This window comes from Pseudomonas sp. PS01298 (assembly GCF_029959745.1).
Lineage (GTDB): Bacteria > Pseudomonadota > Gammaproteobacteria > Pseudomonadales > Pseudomonadaceae > Aquipseudomonas > Aquipseudomonas aylmerensis.
This window is the reverse complement of the sequence record NZ_JASCPP010000094.1, coordinates 1-17,302: the sequence shown is the minus strand read 5'-3', so window position 1 is coordinate 17,302 and position 17,302 is coordinate 1. Positions and strand designations below refer to the sequence as shown.

The 17,302-nt window shown below is 62.6% G+C and carries 19 protein-coding genes and 1 pseudogene; 18 read left to right on the top strand and 2 right to left on the bottom strand.

Annotated elements, in window-relative coordinates:
- Nucleotide 1: 1 nt before the first annotated feature.
- A complete protein-coding gene (locus tag QMX97_RS24995; protein WP_262135699.1) occupies nucleotides 2-823 on the bottom strand; it encodes a transporter substrate-binding domain-containing protein in 822 nt (273 codons plus the stop codon).
- A 243-nt stretch (nucleotides 824-1,066) separates the two neighbouring features.
- Here QMX97_RS24995 and QMX97_RS24990 point away from each other — a divergent pair, with 243 nt between their 5' ends.
- From QMX97_RS24990 to QMX97_RS24925, 14 genes are all read left to right on the top strand, one after another.
- Nucleotides 1,067-1,918, top strand: coding sequence for a LysR substrate-binding domain-containing protein (locus QMX97_RS24990; protein ID WP_106804040.1), 852 nt, complete (start codon nucleotides 1,067-1,069; stop codon nucleotides 1,916-1,918).
- 263 nt (nucleotides 1,919-2,181) lie between these two features.
- Nucleotides 2,182-3,276 (top strand): methyl-accepting chemotaxis protein, encoded by a 1,095-nt coding sequence (locus QMX97_RS24985; RefSeq protein WP_282397785.1) that lies wholly within the window; start codon nucleotides 2,182-2,184, stop codon nucleotides 3,274-3,276.
- A gap of 43 nt (nucleotides 3,277-3,319) precedes the next feature.
- Nucleotides 3,320-3,685, top strand: coding sequence for a response regulator (locus tag QMX97_RS24980; RefSeq protein ID WP_065904936.1), 366 nt, complete (start codon nucleotides 3,320-3,322; stop codon nucleotides 3,683-3,685).
- Between the two features lie 4 nt (nucleotides 3,686-3,689).
- Nucleotides 3,690-4,007 (top strand): STAS domain-containing protein, encoded by a 318-nt coding sequence (locus QMX97_RS24975; RefSeq protein WP_282397784.1) that lies wholly within the window; start codon nucleotides 3,690-3,692, stop codon nucleotides 4,005-4,007.
- A 2-nt stretch (nucleotides 4,008-4,009) separates the two neighbouring features.
- On the top strand, nucleotides 4,010-5,989 hold the full coding sequence (locus QMX97_RS24970; RefSeq protein ID WP_282397783.1) for a chemotaxis protein CheA: 1,980 nt from the start codon (nucleotides 4,010-4,012) through the stop codon (nucleotides 5,987-5,989).
- A gap of 19 nt (nucleotides 5,990-6,008) precedes the next feature.
- A complete protein-coding gene (locus QMX97_RS24965) occupies nucleotides 6,009-7,643 on the top strand; it encodes a methyl-accepting chemotaxis protein (RefSeq protein WP_065904931.1) in 1,635 nt (544 codons plus the stop codon).
- A gap of 11 nt (nucleotides 7,644-7,654) precedes the next feature.
- Nucleotides 7,655-8,182, top strand: a complete 528-nt coding sequence (locus tag QMX97_RS24960; protein ID WP_106804046.1) for a chemotaxis protein CheW — start codon at nucleotides 7,655-7,657, stop codon at nucleotides 8,180-8,182.
- A complete protein-coding gene (locus QMX97_RS24955; protein WP_065904927.1) occupies nucleotides 8,183-8,995 on the top strand; it encodes a protein-glutamate O-methyltransferase CheR in 813 nt (270 codons plus the stop codon).
- Nucleotides 8,992-9,483, top strand: a complete 492-nt coding sequence (locus tag QMX97_RS24950; RefSeq protein WP_213551542.1) for a chemotaxis protein CheD — start codon at nucleotides 8,992-8,994, stop codon at nucleotides 9,481-9,483. Before QMX97_RS24955 ends, QMX97_RS24950 begins: the two co-directional genes overlap by 4 nt.
- A complete protein-coding gene (locus tag QMX97_RS24945) occupies nucleotides 9,480-10,532 on the top strand; it encodes a chemotaxis response regulator protein-glutamate methylesterase (RefSeq protein WP_120448480.1) in 1,053 nt (350 codons plus the stop codon). Before QMX97_RS24950 ends, QMX97_RS24945 begins: the two co-directional genes overlap by 4 nt.
- Before the next feature lie 116 nt (nucleotides 10,533-10,648).
- On the top strand, nucleotides 10,649-11,305 hold the full coding sequence (locus tag QMX97_RS24940) for a response regulator transcription factor (RefSeq protein WP_106804050.1): 657 nt from the start codon (nucleotides 10,649-10,651) through the stop codon (nucleotides 11,303-11,305).
- 249 nt (nucleotides 11,306-11,554) lie between these two features.
- Nucleotides 11,555-11,995 (top strand): GNAT family N-acetyltransferase, encoded by a 441-nt coding sequence (locus QMX97_RS24935; RefSeq protein WP_282397782.1) that lies wholly within the window; start codon nucleotides 11,555-11,557, stop codon nucleotides 11,993-11,995.
- Nucleotides 11,992-12,585, top strand: a complete 594-nt coding sequence (locus QMX97_RS24930; protein WP_106804052.1) for an NAD(P)H-dependent oxidoreductase — start codon at nucleotides 11,992-11,994, stop codon at nucleotides 12,583-12,585. The genes QMX97_RS24935 and QMX97_RS24930 overlap by 4 nt, the downstream gene beginning before the upstream one ends.
- Nucleotides 12,586-12,644: 59 nt before the next feature.
- Nucleotides 12,645-13,796 carry a MalY/PatB family protein gene (locus tag QMX97_RS24925; protein ID WP_282397781.1) on the top strand — a complete coding sequence of 384 codons (1,152 nt, stop codon included), beginning with the start codon at nucleotides 12,645-12,647 and terminating at the stop codon, nucleotides 13,794-13,796.
- Between the two features lie 130 nt (nucleotides 13,797-13,926).
- Here the strand turns inward: QMX97_RS24925 and QMX97_RS24920 are convergent, their stop codons facing one another.
- Complete coding sequence (locus QMX97_RS24920; protein WP_003173733.1) at nucleotides 13,927-14,142, bottom strand: TOBE domain-containing protein; 216 nt, start codon at nucleotides 14,140-14,142, stop codon at nucleotides 13,927-13,929.
- 319 nt (nucleotides 14,143-14,461) lie between these two features.
- Between QMX97_RS24920 and QMX97_RS24915 the strand changes: the two genes are divergently transcribed.
- The 4 genes and pseudogenes from QMX97_RS24915 to QMX97_RS24900 all read left to right on the top strand — a co-directional run.
- On the top strand, nucleotides 14,462-15,433 hold the full coding sequence (locus tag QMX97_RS24915; RefSeq protein WP_065904916.1) for an aliphatic sulfonate ABC transporter substrate-binding protein: 972 nt from the start codon (nucleotides 14,462-14,464) through the stop codon (nucleotides 15,431-15,433).
- 10 nt (nucleotides 15,434-15,443) lie between these two features.
- Nucleotides 15,444-16,271, top strand: coding sequence for an ABC transporter permease (locus QMX97_RS24910; RefSeq protein ID WP_201144253.1), 828 nt, complete (start codon nucleotides 15,444-15,446; stop codon nucleotides 16,269-16,271).
- Nucleotides 16,268-16,981: an ABC transporter ATP-binding protein gene (locus tag QMX97_RS24905; protein WP_120448475.1), complete on the top strand. Its 714-nt coding sequence runs from the start codon at nucleotides 16,268-16,270 to the stop codon at nucleotides 16,979-16,981. The genes QMX97_RS24910 and QMX97_RS24905 overlap by 4 nt, the downstream gene beginning before the upstream one ends.
- Nucleotides 16,982-17,018: 37 nt before the next feature.
- Nucleotides 17,019-17,302 (top strand): annotated as a pseudogene (locus QMX97_RS24900) (hypothetical protein); the annotation flags it as partial.

Here is a 17,302-nt window from a genome sequence, read left to right as displayed (position 1 = left end):
CTCAGGCGCCCTTGAACTGGTTTTGCAATTCCACCAGGGCCGGCGACGCCGGGCTGATGCGGTTGCGGGTCTGGGCGTCGATCAGCCAGCCACTGCGGTGCAGTTCCTTGACGATCGGGTCGAGCTTGGCCTGGGTATCGTTTTCGCCGCGACGGGTCCAGATCACCGACGGTGCCGGGTTGAGTTCCGGGCTGATCGCGCGGTAATCCTTCCATTCAGCGCTGTCGTTGATCAGCGGGTTGATCAGCGTGGAGTCATGCACCGCCGCCACGCAGTTGTTGCCACGCAGCGCCAGCAGCGATTCGGACGAGCTCTTGAACGCCTTGATCTGCGCGCCGAACTCGGTCAGCGGCTTCACATAGCTGCTGCCCTGGGAGGTGCAGACGGGCTGGTCCTTGAGGTCTTCCCAACGGGTGATCTTGCTGTCCTTGAGCACTGCGGCGGTGCCGCCGATGCGGTAGAACGGGGTCGGGACAAACCCGAGGATTTCACCGCGCTCGGCGGTCCACTCCATGTTGGCGATCAGCAGATCGACCTTGCCCTGTTGCAGGAACTGCACGCGGTTGGCCGGCAACACCGGCACCAGTTGCACCTGGGCCTTGAGTTGACGCCCCAGCTCGTTGGCCAGGTCGACGTTCAAGCCCTTGGGCTGTTGCGTGGCCGGGTCGATGCTGCCGAACGGTCCGCCGGACAACAGCACGCCGACCACCAGCACATGGCGCTGCTCGATCTTGTCCAGGGTCGCATCGGCCTGCGCCGCCACACTGCCGCCCAGGGCGATCATCGACCCAAGGGCCACCGGCAACCATTTCTTCAACATCATTGGACTTCCCCCTGGCTAATGATCGGCGTACCCCGACCTGATGGAGGGGCATGCTAGGGAGTGTGCAGGGGCAACGGAAATGCAAATATCTCATATCGTTATAACTTGCCGTATCGGCACGACCTGCAGTTTCGGCATAACCCATGTTTTACTGGGCGCGGTAAAAATCTGCTTCACGCATACATAAATATCTGTAATGTTTAACTTCACACCCTTGATGTAAAACCGCCCCTGGAACCGGCCATGTCGACCCTCGACCTTGAACTCCTGCGCACCTTTATCGCCGTGGTCGACCACCACAGCTTCGCCGAAGCCGGCACGCACCTGTCTCGCACCCAATCGTCCGTGACCCAGCACATGCAGCGCCTGGAGCAGCAAGTGGGGGTCAGCCTGTTCGAGAAGCGCGGCCGGCAGAAACAGCTGACCGAGCCGGGCCTGCAGCTGCTGCGGCATGCGCGGCAGATGCTGTCGCTGAATGACGACGCGCTGAATTCGCTGCGCGAAAGCAGCCTGAGCGGCGTGCTGCGCATTGGCTCGCCACACGATATCGCCGACACCATCCTGCCGCCGATCCTCAGCCATATCGCCCGTTCCGCGCCGCGCCTGCGCCTGGAAATCGATGTGGGCCGCAGCCCGTTCCTGATGGATGACCTGCACCGCGGCAAGGTCGACATGGTGATTTCCACCCGCTCCGACCCCAACCTGGAAGGCTTCGCCCTGCGCACTTCGCCGGTGTGGTGGATCTGTTCGGCGCAGTACATTCATTCGCCCAGCGAGCCGTTGCCGCTGATCCTGGTGGATGAGCCGAGCATCTATCGGCGCTATGCGCTGGAGGCCCTGGAGCGGGCGAACATCCCCTGGCGCCAGGCGTACCTGGCGTCGAACTTGATCGGCATCAAGGCCGCCACTCGCGCGGGCCTGGGCGTGACGCCACGGAGCATGGAGATGCTCGGGCCGGACATGCGCGTGCTCGGCGAAACGGATGGATTGCCGCGTTTGCCGGAAGTGACCTACTACCTGTGGATCCGGCCGAATACGGCAAACCCGATTGCGCGCAAAGCGTATGACCTGATCCGGGGCAGCCAAGGCCTGTGAGGGAGGCCTGGCTCGGCGTGAGCGACCCTTACGCCGAAACCCTACTCCAAACTCCCTGCCCTGCCTGCACCCCGCAATCGACGCTGCTCTTGCAACCCTTGGGTGCAACGCTTTTTACCTGATCGACCGGTCGACTTGTTACCCGCCCAAAGCCCGCTTGATTTTGTAGGACATAACCTAAGGATTAAGGGTTGTCCTTATACTGACATCATTACGCCATCGCTATCATCCGCCGATCTGACACCCTGCAACGGAAGCTGGCGATGCGCATTTACCTTGGGGCCTGGCTCGGCCTCGCATTGGCAACCATCGGATTGGTTGTACCCGTCCACCTGTTACCCCACGCCGGACTGTTGCTGAGCAGCCTCGCCCTGCTCGCCCTGCGCCCGAGAAAAACCGCCAAAGCCGCTGCCACCAGTCAATCCCAGACGCCGGTCGAATCGGCTCTGACCCAGGCCAGCGCTGGCGACTGGCAACTGATCGAGGGCGTCGCTCCGAGCTGGCGCGACAGCCTGGGGCAAACGCGGGCATTGCTGCAAAGCAATATCGGCGAGCTGTTCCAGCGTTTCCACAACATCGCCCAACGCCTCGAACAGAGCCTCGACAACTCCAACGACGTGCTCGGCAACGGCGGCGTCGGCGAAAGCCTGCGCGATGCCAACCAGCGCCTGCACGAAGTCACCGAATCGTTTCGCGCCAGCAGCCAGCGCCAGCATGCACTGCTCGACACCATCAGCCACCTGGACAGCTACGCCAGCCAGTTGCAGCACATGGCCCGCCGGGTCCAGGAGATTGCCAAGCAAACCAACCTGCTGGCACTGAATGCGGCTATCGAGGCGGCCCGGGCCGGTGAGTACGGCCGCGGTTTTTCGGTGGTCGCCGATGAGGTGCGCAAGCTTTCCACGCTGTCGGCCGAGACCGGCCTGGCCATGGATGAGAAGGTTGGCGAGATCACCCACGCGATCCAGACCACCATCGAGGCGGCCGCCGAACTGGGCACCAGCGAACAGAGCAACCTGGACTTCCTCAGCCAGTCGGTGAGCGGCGTGATGAGTCGCCTGGGCGACAACCTCAACCAGTTGTCCGACGCCTCCCACGCGCTGCAGCACGATGCCCGCGAAACCCAGCACGACATCCAGGCAATCATGGTCAGCCTGCAGTTCCAGGACCGCACCGACCAGATGCTCGAACACGTACAGAGTGACCTGCAGGACCTGCTCGACGCCATCGTCGCCAACGACCCGAGCCTGCACGACGCCCCTGCCTGGCTGGACCGGCTACGTCAGCGTTTTACCACTGATGAAGAACGCCACGGCCAGCCCAAGACCCCTTCCAGCGCCGAAGTGACATTTTTCTGAGGCGACGACTTTCCAGTTAATTTCACTTTCGAGGGAGCCGAACATGGCCAAGACCATACTAATCGTCGATGACTCGCAGTCCATGCGCCAACTGGTCAAGATGACCCTCACCGGCGCCGGTCACCAGGTCCTTGAGGCCTGCGACGGGCGCGATGCACTGACCAAGCTGACCGGGCAAAAGATCAACCTGATCATCAGCGACGTGAACATGCCGAACCTCGACGGCATCGGCCTGGTGAAAGCGGTCAAGGCGCGCAACGAATACCGTTTCACGCCCATCATCATGCTCACCACCGAAAGCGAACAGTCGAAAAAAGCCGAAGGCCAGGCAGCCGGCGCGAGGGCCTGGATCGTCAAGCCGTTCCAGCCGCAGACCCTGTTGGCGGCCGTCGAAAAGTTGATGGGCTGAGCCCATGTTCACGCTGACCCCTTCCGCTTTCGGCGGCCCGACGCGCATTCGTATCGACGGTGACCTGAGCATTTATCAGGTCAGCGACGCGCGTGATGCCTTTGTCGCGCTGTTGCCGCTCAACGCCGACGCCTGGCAGCTTGACCTGGCCGGTATCGGCGATTTCGACAGCGCCGGCCTGCAATTGCTGCTGGTGATCCAACGCGCGCTCAGCCAGGGCGGTAGCCCGGTCACCGTGGTCGATGCCGCCCCTGCCGTGCGCGAAACCCTCGCACTGCTGCGCCTGGAATCACTGTTTCCCAACGCTCGGATCGAGGATTGACCATGCTCACTGGCGAACAGTGGAATCAATTGCTCCAGGGCTTCCTGAGCGAAGGCCGGGACTTGCTCAAGGATGCCGAAGACAGCCTGCTTCAACTGGAAACCGCGCCCGAAGACAGCGACGCGGTCAACGGCTTGTTCCGCGCCGTACACACGTTGAAGGGCTCGGCGGGTATTTTCTCGCTGACACCGCTGGTCAATCTCACCCATCACCTTGAAAGCCTGCTGATGCAAGTGCGCGACGGCCAGCGCACGCTCAATGAAGACCTCACCTCGTTGATGCTGCGCTGCATGGACGAACTGCGGCGGATGCTTGAAGCCGTCGACCCCGCCACCGGTGAGATGCACACCGACCTGGCCCAACAGGCACTGTTGCTCGACGCCCTGGCGCAGGCGCGTGGCCTGAGTGACGACACGCCCGTCGTCGACAGTGTGCCGGCCGTACCGACCATCAGCGCCAATGCGCAACTGTGGCAACTGTCGATCGACTTCAGCGAGGCGCTGTTGCGCAACGGGTTCGATCCGGCGGCCTTCCTGCGTTACCTCAGCCGCCTGGGCGAAATCGTCACCCTGCACACCCGCACCGATCGGCTGCCGGGCCTTGACAGCTTCGACCCCGAAGCCTGTTACCTGGGCTTTACCTTGACCCTGCGCAGCGCCGCGAGCCGCGAGGAGATCGTCGACGTCTTCGACTTCATCGTCGACTTCTGCACCCTCACCCTTGAACCCTGCACCGAGCCTGCGCCCACCCTGGCCGCGCCCGCCGAAAAAAAATCGCCGGCCCGCGACCGCCGTCCGCAATACACCAGCATGGTCAAGGTCCCTGCGCACAAGCTCGATGAGCTGATCAACCTGGTCGGCGAGCTGGTCATCAGTACCGCCGGTGCGCAGATGCAGGCCAAACGCACTGGCGACAATGCGTGTATCGAAAGCGCCTTGGCCGTGCACCAGCACGTCGAGCAGATCCGCGAGAGCGCGCTGAAACTGCGCATGGTCGAGGTCGGTGAAACCTTCAACCGCTTCCACCGCGTGGTCCGCGATGTCAGCAAGCAACTGGGCAAGCACATCCAACTGGGCATCCGTGGCGGCGACACCGAGCTGGACAAAACCGTGATCGACAAGATCGCCGACCCGCTCACCCACCTGGTGCGCAATGCTATCGACCATGGCATCGAGTCGGCCGCCGACCGCCTCGCAGCTGGCAAGCCCGCCGAGGGCAACCTGCAGCTCAACGCCTACCATGACTCCGGCATGATCGTGCTGGAAATCAGCGACGACGGGCGCGGCCTGAATACCGCGCGGATTCGCGAAAAAGCCATCGACAAAGGCCTGATCGAGGCCGAGGCGGTGCTCAATGAGGCCGCGATTCACCGGCTGATTTTCGAAGCCGGCTTTTCCACCGCCGAACAGGTGTCCGACCTCTCCGGGCGCGGCGTTGGCATGGACGTGGTGCGCAGCGCCATCGAGCAACTGCGCGGCAGCATCGAGATCGAGTCGCAGCAAGGCCTGGGCTGCACCTTCCGGATTCGCCTGCCGCTGACCCTGGCGATCATTGACGGCTTTCACGTGGGCGTGGGCCAAGACAGTTTTGTCATCCCGCTGGACATGGTCACCGAATGCATGGAGGCCAACGCCGCGTCGCTCACCAGCCAGTACGGCTACCTCAACCTGCGCGGCACGCCGCTGCCGTGCATAGCCCTGGATCAACACTTCGGGCTGCCCGCAAGCACTGCCCGGCGCCACAATATCGTGGTGGTCAGCCAAGGCCGGCAGCACGCCGGGTTGATCGTCGACCACCTGCTGGGCGAGCTGCAAACCGTGATCAAGCCACTCGGCCAGATGTTCCAGCACCTGCGCGGCATCAGTGGCTCGACCATCCTCGGCTCCGGGCAAGTGGCGCTGATCCTGGATGTGCCCAGCCTGTTCCGACAGCTGCAGGCCCCTGCCGCCCTCGACGTATCCCTTTTAGAACCCCTTGCCTAGCCTTTTCAGGAGAAACCGCATGCAATTTGTTCGCAACATGAAGATAGGCATCCGACTCACCGCCGGTTTCCTGGTGGTCGTCGCGTTGACCGCGATCATCGGGTTTATCGGCATCCGCAACCTCGAACAGGTGAATGGCCTGTCCGACCGCATGTACGAGCTGGACGTCACGGGCTTGAGCACTCTGCAGGAAGCCAATATCCAGCTGATCGTCGCCGGCCGCTCGATGCGCCAGAGCCTGTTGTCGACCAACCACGCGGCGCGTGAGCAGGCGGCGAACCAGGCCAAGGCCGCGCTGGATAGAACCCGCACGCTGATCAACAGTGCACGCGCCAGCTTTATCACCAAGGAAGGCATGGCGCAGATCGACCAGCTGGAAACGCCGCTCAAGGACTACGAAAACCTGGTGCACCAGGTGTTGACCCTGCATCAGCAATCCAGCCAGTTGCAGGAGACCAGCGACGTCACCGACCTGCTGCCCAAGGCCGTGGTCAGCGGCGAGCAGATCGACCGCCTGATCGGCGAAGTCAGCCGCTACAAACAGGAGCGCGCCAAAGAGGCCAATCAGCAAATCTCCGATATCGCCGACCGCTCGCGCCTGCAAATGATCGCGCTGGTCCTCGCCGCCACGCTGTTTGGCGTGGTCATTGGCGTGCTGGTCACGCGCAGTATCACCAAGCCGCTCAACGGTGCGGTGGCCGCCGCCAACCGCATGGCCGCCGGCGACCTGAGCCAGGACCTGCAGGCAGACAGCCGCGATGAAACCGGACAGTTGCTCGCGGCCATGCAAAACATGACCGAGCGCCTGCGCAGCATCCTCGGGGACGTGCGCAGTTCCGCCGATTCACTCTCCTCGGCCTCCGAACAAGTCAGCTCCACCTCGCAGTCACTGAGCCAGGCCGCCAACGAACAGGCGGCCAGCGTCGAGCAGACCAGCGCCTCGGTCGAGGAAATGTCGGCGTCGATCGCCCAGAACACTGAAAGCGCAAAAATCACCGACGGCATTGCCGGCAAAGCCGCCAACGACGCGGTGCAAGGCGGTGGCGCGGTCAGCGACACGGTGCTGGCGATGAAGCAGATTGCCGACAAGATCAGCATCATCGACGACATCGCCTACCAGACCAACCTGCTGGCGCTCAACGCTGCCATCGAAGCGGCCCGCGCCGGTGATCACGGCAAAGGCTTCGCGGTGGTCGCCGCCGAAGTGCGCAAGCTCGCCGAGCGCAGCCAGGTGGCGGCCCAGGAGATCGGTCAAGTCGCCTCCAGCAGCGTGCACCTGGCCGAACAGGCTGGCCGCCTGTTGAACGAAATCGTCCCGAACATCCAGAAAACCTCGGACCTGGTGCAGGAAATCACTGCCGCCTCGCAGGAACAAAGCAGCGCCGCCGGGCAGATCAATATTGCCATGGGCCAGATGAACCAAATCACCCAGCAAAACGCCGCCGCCTCGGAAGAGCTTGCCGCCACCGCCGAAGAAATGAACGCCCAGGCCGGACAATTGCAGGAGCTGATCGGCTTCTTCCGCTTCGAACAGGACGGCCCTGCACTCAAGCGTGGCCTGCCGCGCAGCCAGGACAACTACCCCAGCGCGTCGCCAAGCTGGTCCAAGGGCAGGACGACGGTCGATGAAGGCCAGTTCGTCAGTTTCAATTGAGCACCGCGCCCATGACTTCCCTTGCCAACCAACGTTTTCAAACCGTCGACTCACTGGCCGAACCCCTGAGCATCCAGCACTTGTCGTTTCGCGTGCGTGACGCGGACTATGCGCTGCCGATCGAACTGGTGCGCGAGATCATCGAATACGCACAAGTGACGGCCGTGCCGATGATGCCGGCGTTTATCCATGGCGTGATCAACCTGCGCGGCAATGTCGTGCCGGTGCTGGACCTGGCCGCGCGCTTTGGCTTCGAGCTGACCCGCGCGGGCAACCGCACCTGCATTGTCATCATCGAACTGGCCTTGAGCGACAGCACCCAGGCCATCGGCCTGGTCGTGGATGCCGTCGACGCGGTGCTCGACATCGACCCGCAGCAGGTGGTCGCACCGCCGCCGTTCGGCGCCGGGATCCGCACCGACTTCATCGCCGGCATGGCCCGCAATGAACAAGGTTTCACGATCATTCTCGATATCGCCCAGGTATTGTCGCTGGATGACATCGCGCAATTGAGCCTTGCCGTCACGAACGGCCTTTGAATGTCTGCGCTTTTAACCCTGCCGAAACTCGCCGAACACGAGTTTCGCCGCTTACAGAAACTCATGGCCGAGGCGTCGGGCATCCAGTTGGCGCCCAACAAACGCCCGCTGGTCGCCGGCCGCCTGATGAAGCGCCTGCGCCACTATCGGCTGGGCAGCTACGCCGATTACTTGCAGTTGCTCGACAACCCGTTGTTCATCAAGGAGCGGCGGCTGGTGGTGGATTTGCTCACCACCAACGAAACGTACTTTTTTCGTGAGCATCCGCACTTCGATTTCTTCGGTGAATGGTTGGCCCGCCAGCGCGGACCGCAGAAGATCTGGAGTGCCGCCTGTTCCTCCGGCGAAGAGCCTTACAGCCTGGCAATGGTTGCCAGCGAAAACGCGCGCACGCAGGACTGGTCCATCGTCGCCAGCGACCTGAGCCAAAGCATGCTCGCGCGGGCCCGCGACGGCATCTATGACATGGCCCAGGCCAAGTATTTTCCCGAGGGTTGGCTCAAGCGCTATTGCCTGAACGGCGTCGGCGACATGAGCGGGCGATTTCGCGTGCAGGCCGCGCTGCGCGAGCGCATCACCCTGCGCGAGATCAACCTTACGCAACCGCTGCCAGAGGCACTCGGGCCTTTCGACGTGATCTTTTTGCGCAACGTACTGATCTATTTCAACAATGAAGAGAAACAGCGGATTGTCCGGCGCCTGATTACCCAGCTGCGCGTCGGCGGCCTGCTGTTTATCGGGCACGCGGAAAGCATCCACGGCTTTGATCTGCCGATGCGCCTGACCTGCCCTTCGGTCTACGAGCTTTTATGAAACCTTCGATATTCCTGCACCCCGGCGATTACTTCTTCGGGACCCACGACGGCGTGGTCACCACCTTGCTCGGCAGCTGCGTCGCGGTGGTGCTGTGGCACCCACACCGACGGCTGCTGGCGGTCTCGCACTTCCTGCTGCCCAACGATCCGGGCGCAGGCACACGCCTGGACACCCGTTACGGCGAGTCCGTGTTCAAGCGCATCCACGCCGACATGGCCCGCCACGGCACGCAACCTACGGAGTACCGCAAGGGCATTTTCGGCGGTGGCAGCCTGGTGCGCTTCGAAGGCAACCCACGGCGCAGGGTCGGCGCCGGCAACAGCGCTTTTGCGCGGGAACAGTTCAGCCTGCGCAATTGGTCGGTCGACGCCTGGGACCTCAACGGCGACCATTACCGGCGCCTGCAGGTCAACGGCCGCAGCGGTGCAATCGAGTGCCTGCGCAACGGCCTGCCGTCGCCGCCGGTACGGAGCCTGCCGCGATGATCAAGGTGTTTATCGTCGACGACTCGGCGCTGGTGCGCCAGGTGCTCACCAGTTGCCTGGCCAGCCACCCACGGATCACGGTCATCGGCCAGGCGGCCGACCCGCTCTACGCCATCGAAAAAATGCGCCGCGACTGGCCGGACGTGCTGGTGCTCGACATCGAAATGCCGCGCATGGACGGCCTGACCTTCCTGCGCCAGCTCATGCGCGAACGCCCGACGCCGACCATCATCTGCTCGACGCTGACCGAGCAGGGCAACAGCGTCGCCGTCGAGGCACTGTCGGCAGGCGCCGTGGGGGTATTCACCAAGGCGCGGCTGGGGCTCAAGCAAAGCCTGGAAGCGTTGTCGGCCGAGTTGATACGCAAGATCGAGGACGGCGCCAAGACCCGTCCACGCGCCCTGCCCGCGACGGTGACGGCGCCTGGCGAGGACAGCCGGATTGCACCGGTCAACCGGCTGCGCACCACCGAAAAAATCGTCGCGCTCGGCTGTTCCACCGGTGGCACGCAAGCCCTCGAATTTGTCTTGCGCCAATTGCCACGTGACTGCCCGGGGATTGTCATCGTTCAACACATGCCGGAAAAATTCACCGCCGACTTTGCCCGGCGCCTGGACAAGCTCTGCCAGATCGAAGTGCGCGAAGCCAGGCATCTGGATCGGGTGCACAGTGGCCTGGCATTGTTGGCCCCCGGCGGCTTGCATATGCAACTCAAGCGCAGCGGTGCGCACTACCAGGTCGAGGTTGTGGACGGCCCGCCGGTTAACCGGCATAAACCTTCGGTAGACGTGCTGTTTCGTTCGATCGCCAGGCATGCCGGGCCCAGCGCCTTGGGCATGATCATGACCGGCATGGGCGACGACGGCGCGCGCGGGCTGCTGGCAATGCGTGAAAATGGCGCGCAGACCATCGCCCAGGACGAGGCCAGTTGCGTGGTCTTTGGCATGCCCAAGGAAGCGATCAAACTGGGCTCGGCCCAAGCCGTTGAACCGTTGAATAAATTCTCCCGCTTGATCCAGGAGTTTGGCGATAACGCGCGCCACGGCTGAAAAGTCTTCACACTCTACGACCTGCGCGTTAACCCCTGTAGACACGGACGCTACACAGTAAATTACAGCAGCGAGATCAACGCTGCCTCTTGTCTCTGCGATTTGGGCTGAAGCCTATGCGTTGTCGAATCCTTGTAGCGAATGTATATCCCCTGTTACGTGCCGGCCTGCGTGCACTCCTGGAGCAAAAAGAGCCCTACGAAGTCATCGCGGAAGCCGACAGTGAGAGCACCACCCTCGAACTCGCCTCGAGCCTGCAACCGGACATTATCGTGTTCGACATGGATATCGAACGGGTTGCCTGCATGAAACTGCTCAAGAGCCTGTCGATCAGCGCGCCGGCCAGCCGCATCCTGATGATCTCGACCCACAAGGATTCCAGCTTCGTGATGCAGTGCCTGCAACTCGGCACCAAGGGCTATCTGTTGAAAAGTGCCAGCGTGCTTGAGCTCGAACTCGCGCTGGAGGCGCTCAAGAGTGGCGGCCAGTACCTGTCGGTGCCGGTTGTGTCGTTGGTGGTCAGCCAGGCCGTCAAGCAGACTCGCGAAGAAACCAAGCCCATCTCGCACTCGAAACTGACCGTGCGCCAACTGGAGATACTCCGGTTGATCGCCCGCGGCGAAACCACGCGCAATATTGCCCAAGGCCTGCGGCTGAGCATCAAGACGATCGAGGCACATCGCTCGCAGATCATGCATCGCCTGCACATCCATGATGTCGCCAGCCTGGTGATGTTTGCGGTACGCGAAGGGATCGTGCAGATAAACGACTAAGACCGGCCTCCCCGCCCGGTGATCCGGCTCCGCCACGCACGACCCGCGCACTGCACTTCAACGCCGCCCCACAGGCGCTACGCCTGATCATGTCCCAGGCCACTTGTCCATTCATGCCCCTGTTGGTTCGCCTGGCTACCCGCGAAAATGGCGCCTCTCTTGCGTGCCACCAGGAACTGCCCATGCCTTCTCGCCTCAACAATGCCTTCGCCACTTGCGCCAGCCAGGCGTGCCAGGAGCACTTCAACCATGCATGACTCAGTCGAGTTCGTAGCGATGCAAAACGAGGCCGATTGCATCGCCAGCTTTGCGCTGATGCAGCAACTGCGCCCTCACCTCACCGACGCCAGCGCCTTCGCCGCGCAGGTCCAACGGCAACGGCAAAACGGCTACCACCTGTTGGCCGCGCGCGAGCACGGCAAGGTGATTGGCCTGGCCGGCTACCGGCTGACGGAAAACACCCTGTATGGCCGGTTTATCTATGTCGATGATTTAGTCGTGGACGCCACCCTGCAGCGTCGACGCCTGGGCGAACAACTGCTCGAGCGGGTCCGCGAAGAAACCCGCGCCCGTGGCTATCGCTGGCTGGTGCTCGACACCGGCATGCACATGGCCCTGGCCCAGCGTTTCTATTTCCGCCAGGGCCTGTTGCCGCTGGGCATGCATTTCTCCCAGGACCTGAGCCAATGACCCGCGCCCTGTTGCTGAGTTTCAGCCCGCATGGCAAGGCGGCCCAGACCTTCAAGCTGGCCCGTGCGCTGCTGCGCGACCTGGTACCGGACGCCGCAGTGACGGAGCGCGACTATGGCGGCCAGGCCCTGCCACCGCTGAGCCGCGAATACGCCAACGCCCTCACCACCCCGGGCGGCTTGAGCGGCAGCGCCACCGCACGGTCTGAGGAGTTGATCGTCGAGCTGGAGGCCTGCGACCTGCTGGTCATCTGTACCCCCGTGCATAATTTCAGCGTGCCGGCGGCGCTCAAGAGCTGGATCGACCATGTGGTGCGCATCCAGCGCAGCTTCACGGTGAATGCGCAGTTCGAAAAAGTCGGCTTGCTCAAGGACCGCCGCACCTTTGTGCTGGTCAGTTCCGGCAATGCCCGCAAGGGCCATGAGCCGGACTTCCTGACGCCGTACATGCACGCCATCCTGGCCACGGTGGGCATCCACACGGTGGATTTCATCTACCTCGGCGCGATGGTGCGTGGCGCGGAAGCGGTCAACCGCGCGGTGGAACTCGCCCACCGGCAACTGTCCGAGGCAATCAGCTCTGGCCTATAAAAATAATGGCGCTAGAATCAGCGCCATTCTTGCGCCCGCCTCCCTGACACGAGCCTCCCATGAGCTTTGATTTCGACACGATCCACCCCCGCCTCGGCACCGGCAGCACCAAGTGGAACCGTTATCCGTCCGACGTTTTGCCGATGTGGATCGCCGACATGGATATCGCCGCGCCACCTGCGGTGCTGCAGGCGCTGCGCGCGCGCCTCGACCAGCAGATCCTCGGCTACAGCGTGGCCGGTCCGGATGTGCGCGAAGCCATCGTCGCCGACCTGTGGGCCAAGTACGCCTGGCGCGTGCAACCGGAAGAACTGCTGTTTTTGCCCGGCGTCGAACCGGGCTTCAATATGGCGCTGCACGCCTTTGTGCAACCCGGCCAGCCGGTGGTGCTGCAGACCCCCAACTACCGCCCGATCCGCCTGGCGCCGGGGCACTGGGACCTGCCGCGGATCGAAGTGCCGTTCGAATTGGTCAACGGTGAATACCTGACCCCACTGCCGGCCCTGCGCCAGGCACTCGACGGCGCCGGCGCGCTGCTGTTGAGCAACCCGCACAACCCCATGGGCAAAGTCTTCCCGCGCGAAGAACTGCTGGCCGTGGCCACTGCCTGCCTGGAACACGGCGCGCTGATCATCAGCGACGAGATTCACGCCGAGCTGTGCTTCGACGGCCGCCGGCACATCCCCACCGCGAGCCTCAGCCCCGAGATCGCCCAGCGCACCATCACCCTGATGTCGGCGAGCAAGGCCTATAACGTCGCCGGCCTGAAGACCTGCTTTGCCGTGGTGCAGAACGCCGAGATTCGCGAGCGCTTCAACCAGGCGCGCTGCGGCATGGTCGACAGCGTCAGCCCCCTGGGCCTGGAGGCCACCCGCGCCGCCTACAGCCAGTGTGGCGACTGGCTGGAGGCGCTGGTCGGGTACCTGCAAGCCAACCGCGACTACCTGCTCGACGCGGTCAACACGCGCCTGCCCGGCGTCGTCATGCACGCCCCGCAGGGCACCTACCTGGCCTGGCTGGATTGCAGCGCCCTGGGCCTGGACGACCCGCAGCAGTTCTTCCTCGAACACGCCAAGGTCGGCCTGAGCGCAGGGATCGAATTCGGCGACGACAGCCAGCAATTCGTGCGCCTGAACTTCGGCTGCCCACGCTCGATGCTCGAAGAAGGCCTGCAACGCATGGAGCATGCCTTGCGTCACCGCCGGGGCTGATTCACAACGTTGACGGTACGCAAAAAAAATGTGGGAGCGGGTTTGCTCGCGAATGCACCGGGACAGTTAACGATGGGTTGACTGACACACTGCCTTCGCGAGCAAGCCCGCTCCCACATTTGTATGGGGTTCACAATTTGGCGATGGATACTTCGGTGGACTTCACAAACGCAATCACTTCACTGCCGACCTTCAATTCCAGATCGCGCACCGAGCGGGTGGTGATCACCGAAGTGACGATACCCGACGCGGTTTGCACGTCGATTTCGGACACCACTTCGCCCAGCAGGATCTCCTTGATCACGCCCTTGAACTGGTTGCGCACGTTGATCGCTTTAATGGTCATGTCGGGTTTCCTTTTGGCTGTTGGGTCAATCCGCACGAATGCGCAGGCCCTCAAAATGCGCTATCACGGAGAACATTAAAAGGAATAAATAACTCTTTATTTATATTATTTAGAAATATACCAACTGTTCGCCCGCCAACAGTGGTTCAACAATCTGCTGCACGCACCAACAGCCTGATCCGTCCAAACCCCAGCAAATCCGGCCTCGCGCAAGATGGCACAGAGACTGCATATTCCTATAAAGCATGATGGAACATGCCATCTCAGTTTTCTGAATATAAGAAAAGCCTTCTCTCAACGCCTTGTCCGGAGCTGTTCCATGAAACCTTTGACCCACCGTCTACTCGGCGCCTGTGCCCTCGCCCTGTGCCTGCAATCGCCGGCCTTCGCCGCCGAGACCGACCCCGCCGAAGTCAACCTCGACTACGCCTACTACTCCCCCGTCAGCCTGGTGCTCAAACACTTCGGTTGGCTGGAACAAGCCCTGCCCAAGAGCAAAGTCGGCTGGGTCCTGAGCCAGGGCAGCAACCGTTCCCTGGAGTACCTCAACAGCGGCGGCGTGGACTTCGCCTCCTCCGCCAGCCTCTCGGCAGTGTTGAGCCGCGCGAATGGCAGCCCGATCAAATCGGTGTACGTCTACAGCCGCGCCGAGTGGACCGCCCTGGTGGTGCGCAAGGACTCGCCGTTCAAGAGCGTGACCGACCTCAAAGGCAAGAAAATCGCGGCCACCAAAGGCACCGACCCGTACCTGTTCACCCTGCGCAGCCTGCAATTGGCCGGGCTGAAAAAAGACGATGTCGAGTTGGTCCACCTGCAGCATCCGGATGGCCGCACCGCGCTGGAAAAAGGTGACGTCGATGCCTGGGCCGGTCTCGACCCGCACATGGCCGCCAGCGAAATCCAGGCCGGCTCGCGCCTGCTCTACCGCAACAAAGACTTCAACAGCTACGGCGTAGTCAGCGTCACCGAAAAATTCGCCAAGGAGCACCCACAGACCATCACCAAAGTACTCGGCGCCTATGAAAAAGCCCGCGACTGGGCAGTGAAGCACCCGGATGAATTCGCCAAGCTGCTCGCCGACGAATCCGGCCTGCCGCTGGAAGTGGCCAAGCTGCAACTGTCGCGCACCGACCTCAGCACCCCGCTGCTGAGCAGCAAGGATGTGCAATCGTCCAAGGCCGCTGCGCCGATCCTGGTGTCCGAAGAGTTGGTCCGCAAAGGCGTGAATGTCGACCAGGTGATCGACCAGTTGATCGATACCTCGTTCGGCCAAACCCTGCCCAAGCCATAAGGGGTCTGTGATGACCAGCAAAACCCAAGCACTGCCGCTGCCTGCGCCGGTGATCAACCCGCGCAGCGCCTGGCCGCGCCGGCTCAAGGGGCTGGTGTTGCCGGTGGCGATCCTGTTGATCCTCGAAGTGGTCGTGCGGGTCGGCTGGCTGCCCTCCTACCAGATGCCGGCGCCAAGCGAGATCGCCGTGACCCTCACCGACCTGGCCGAAGGCGCGTTGTGGAAGCACATCAGCGCCAGCCTCGGCCGGGTATTGCTGGGCTTTGCCATCGGCGCCAGCCTGGCCCTGGTGTTCGCCGCCTGGGTCGGCCTCAGCCGTGAGGCCGAGGCCTATCTGGAACCGACCTTCGCCGGGCTGCGCTCAATCCCGAGCCTGGCCTGGGTGCCGCTGTTGCTGCTGTGGCTGGGCATCGATGAAACCTCGAAAATCGTGCTGATTGCGATTGGCGCGTTCTTCCCGGTGTACCTCAACGGGGTGGCGGCGATCCGCGATATCGACCGCAAGCTGGTGGAGGTCGGGCAAATGTACGGCTTCAGTCGGCGCCGGCTGGTGCGGCGCATCCTGCTGCCCGCCGCCCTGCCCGGCCTGTTCACCGGCTTGCGCAGTGGCCTGAGCCTGGCGTGGATGTTCCTGGTGGCGGCCGAGCTGATCGCGGCGACCAAGGGCCTGGGTTACCTGCTCAGCGATGGGCGCGAAACCTCGCGGCCGGACATCGTGCTGGCGGCAATCATCGTGCTCGCACTGTTGGGCAAGGTCAGCGACGGTCTGCTTGCCGCGCTGGAAAAACGCTGCCTGGCCTGGCGCGATACTTTCAATGGCCAAGGAGCGCAACCATGAGCCAGCCGTTATTGGAGATTCGGGTGGAGCGTAAAAGCTTCGCCAGCACCACCGTGTTGAAAGACGTGCGCCTGGCCTTGCAGCCCAGGGAAGCCGTGAGCCTGCTGGGCCCCAGCGGTTGCGGCAAGAGCACCTTGCTGCGCATCGTCGCCGGGTTGGAAAAGGACTTCCAGGGCGAACTGCGCAGCCCCGATGGCGAAGTGGCGTTCGTGTTCCAGGAACCTCGGCTGATGCCCTGGCTCACCGTGGAACAGAACATCGGCTTCAGCGACGACAGCCACTACGACAAGGCCTGGGTCGCGCAGTTGATCGAGGAAGTCGGCCTCAAGGGGTTTGCCCAGGCGCTGCCCAAGGCGCTGTCCGGCGGCATGGCGCAACGCGTGGCCATCGCACGCGGCCTGTATTCACGTCCGCAGGTGTTGCTGCTGGATGAGCCGTTCAGTGCGGTGGATGCATTCACGCGCATGAAACTGCAGGACTTGCTGCTGCAACTGGCCGCGCACCATGCCATCGCACTGCTGCTGGTGACCCATGATGTGGACGAGGCGCTGTACCTGAGTGACCGGGTGCTGGTGATGGACAACCGGCCGAGCAGCATCCGCCAGGAACTGACAGTGGAGCTGCCGCACCCACGGGACCGACGCGACCCACTGCTCGCCAGGCTCAAGGTCGAGTCGCTGACTGAGCTGCAACGGGCGCATGTGATCTGACGGTGATGGCGATGGAGGGAGGAGTTGCTGGTCTGTCGTGGCCACAGAGCTTTATGTGCCTGATGGGCTCATTGTGACCACTGAAATTTCTGGGGCTGATGAACTCATTGTGGCCACTGGAATTTCTGGGGCTGATGAACTCATCGTGCCCCCTGGGATTTCTGGGGCTGATGAACTCATTGTGACCACTGGGATTTCTGGTGCTGATGAACTCATTGTGACCCCTGGGATTTCTGGGGCTGATGAACTCATTGTGGCCCCTGGGATTTCTGGGGCTGACGACCTCAGTGTGCCCCCTGGAAATTCTGGTGGTGATGTACT

Bases quoted from the DNA above. Each gene is read 5' to 3' on its own strand.
- QMX97_RS24940 (WP_106804050.1), top strand. From the start codon at position 10,649: ATGCGTTGTCGAATCCTTGTAGCGAATGTATATCCCCTGTTACGTGCC.
- QMX97_RS24935 (WP_282397782.1), top strand. From the start codon at position 11,555: ATGCATGACTCAGTCGAGTTCGTAGCGATGCAAAACGAGGCCGATTGC.
- QMX97_RS24980 (WP_065904936.1), top strand. From the start codon at position 3,320: ATGGCCAAGACCATACTAATCGTCGATGACTCGCAGTCCATGCGCCAA.
- QMX97_RS24915 (WP_065904916.1), top strand. From the start codon at position 14,462: ATGAAACCTTTGACCCACCGTCTACTCGGCGCCTGTGCCCTCGCCCTG.
- QMX97_RS24970 (WP_282397783.1), top strand. From the start codon at position 4,010: ATGCTCACTGGCGAACAGTGGAATCAATTGCTCCAGGGCTTCCTGAGC.
- QMX97_RS24975 (WP_282397784.1), top strand. From the start codon at position 3,690: ATGTTCACGCTGACCCCTTCCGCTTTCGGCGGCCCGACGCGCATTCGT.
- QMX97_RS24955 (WP_065904927.1), top strand. From the start codon at position 8,183: ATGTCTGCGCTTTTAACCCTGCCGAAACTCGCCGAACACGAGTTTCGC.
- QMX97_RS24960 (WP_106804046.1), top strand. From the start codon at position 7,655: ATGACTTCCCTTGCCAACCAACGTTTTCAAACCGTCGACTCACTGGCC.
- QMX97_RS24920 (WP_003173733.1), bottom strand. From the start codon at position 14,142: ATGACCATTAAAGCGATCAACGTGCGCAACCAGTTCAAGGGCGTGATC.
- QMX97_RS24995 (WP_262135699.1), bottom strand. From the start codon at position 823: ATGATGTTGAAGAAATGGTTGCCGGTGGCCCTTGGGTCGATGATCGCC.
- QMX97_RS24965 (WP_065904931.1), top strand. From the start codon at position 6,009: ATGCAATTTGTTCGCAACATGAAGATAGGCATCCGACTCACCGCCGGT.
- QMX97_RS24905 (WP_120448475.1), top strand. From the start codon at position 16,268: ATGAGCCAGCCGTTATTGGAGATTCGGGTGGAGCGTAAAAGCTTCGCC.
- QMX97_RS24990 (WP_106804040.1), top strand. From the start codon at position 1,067: ATGTCGACCCTCGACCTTGAACTCCTGCGCACCTTTATCGCCGTGGTC.
- QMX97_RS24945 (WP_120448480.1), top strand. From the start codon at position 9,480: ATGATCAAGGTGTTTATCGTCGACGACTCGGCGCTGGTGCGCCAGGTG.
- QMX97_RS24950 (WP_213551542.1), top strand. From the start codon at position 8,992: ATGAAACCTTCGATATTCCTGCACCCCGGCGATTACTTCTTCGGGACC.
- QMX97_RS24925 (WP_282397781.1), top strand. From the start codon at position 12,645: ATGAGCTTTGATTTCGACACGATCCACCCCCGCCTCGGCACCGGCAGC.
- QMX97_RS24910 (WP_201144253.1), top strand. From the start codon at position 15,444: ATGACCAGCAAAACCCAAGCACTGCCGCTGCCTGCGCCGGTGATCAAC.
- QMX97_RS24930 (WP_106804052.1), top strand. From the start codon at position 11,992: ATGACCCGCGCCCTGTTGCTGAGTTTCAGCCCGCATGGCAAGGCGGCC.
- QMX97_RS24985 (WP_282397785.1), top strand. From the start codon at position 2,182: ATGCGCATTTACCTTGGGGCCTGGCTCGGCCTCGCATTGGCAACCATC.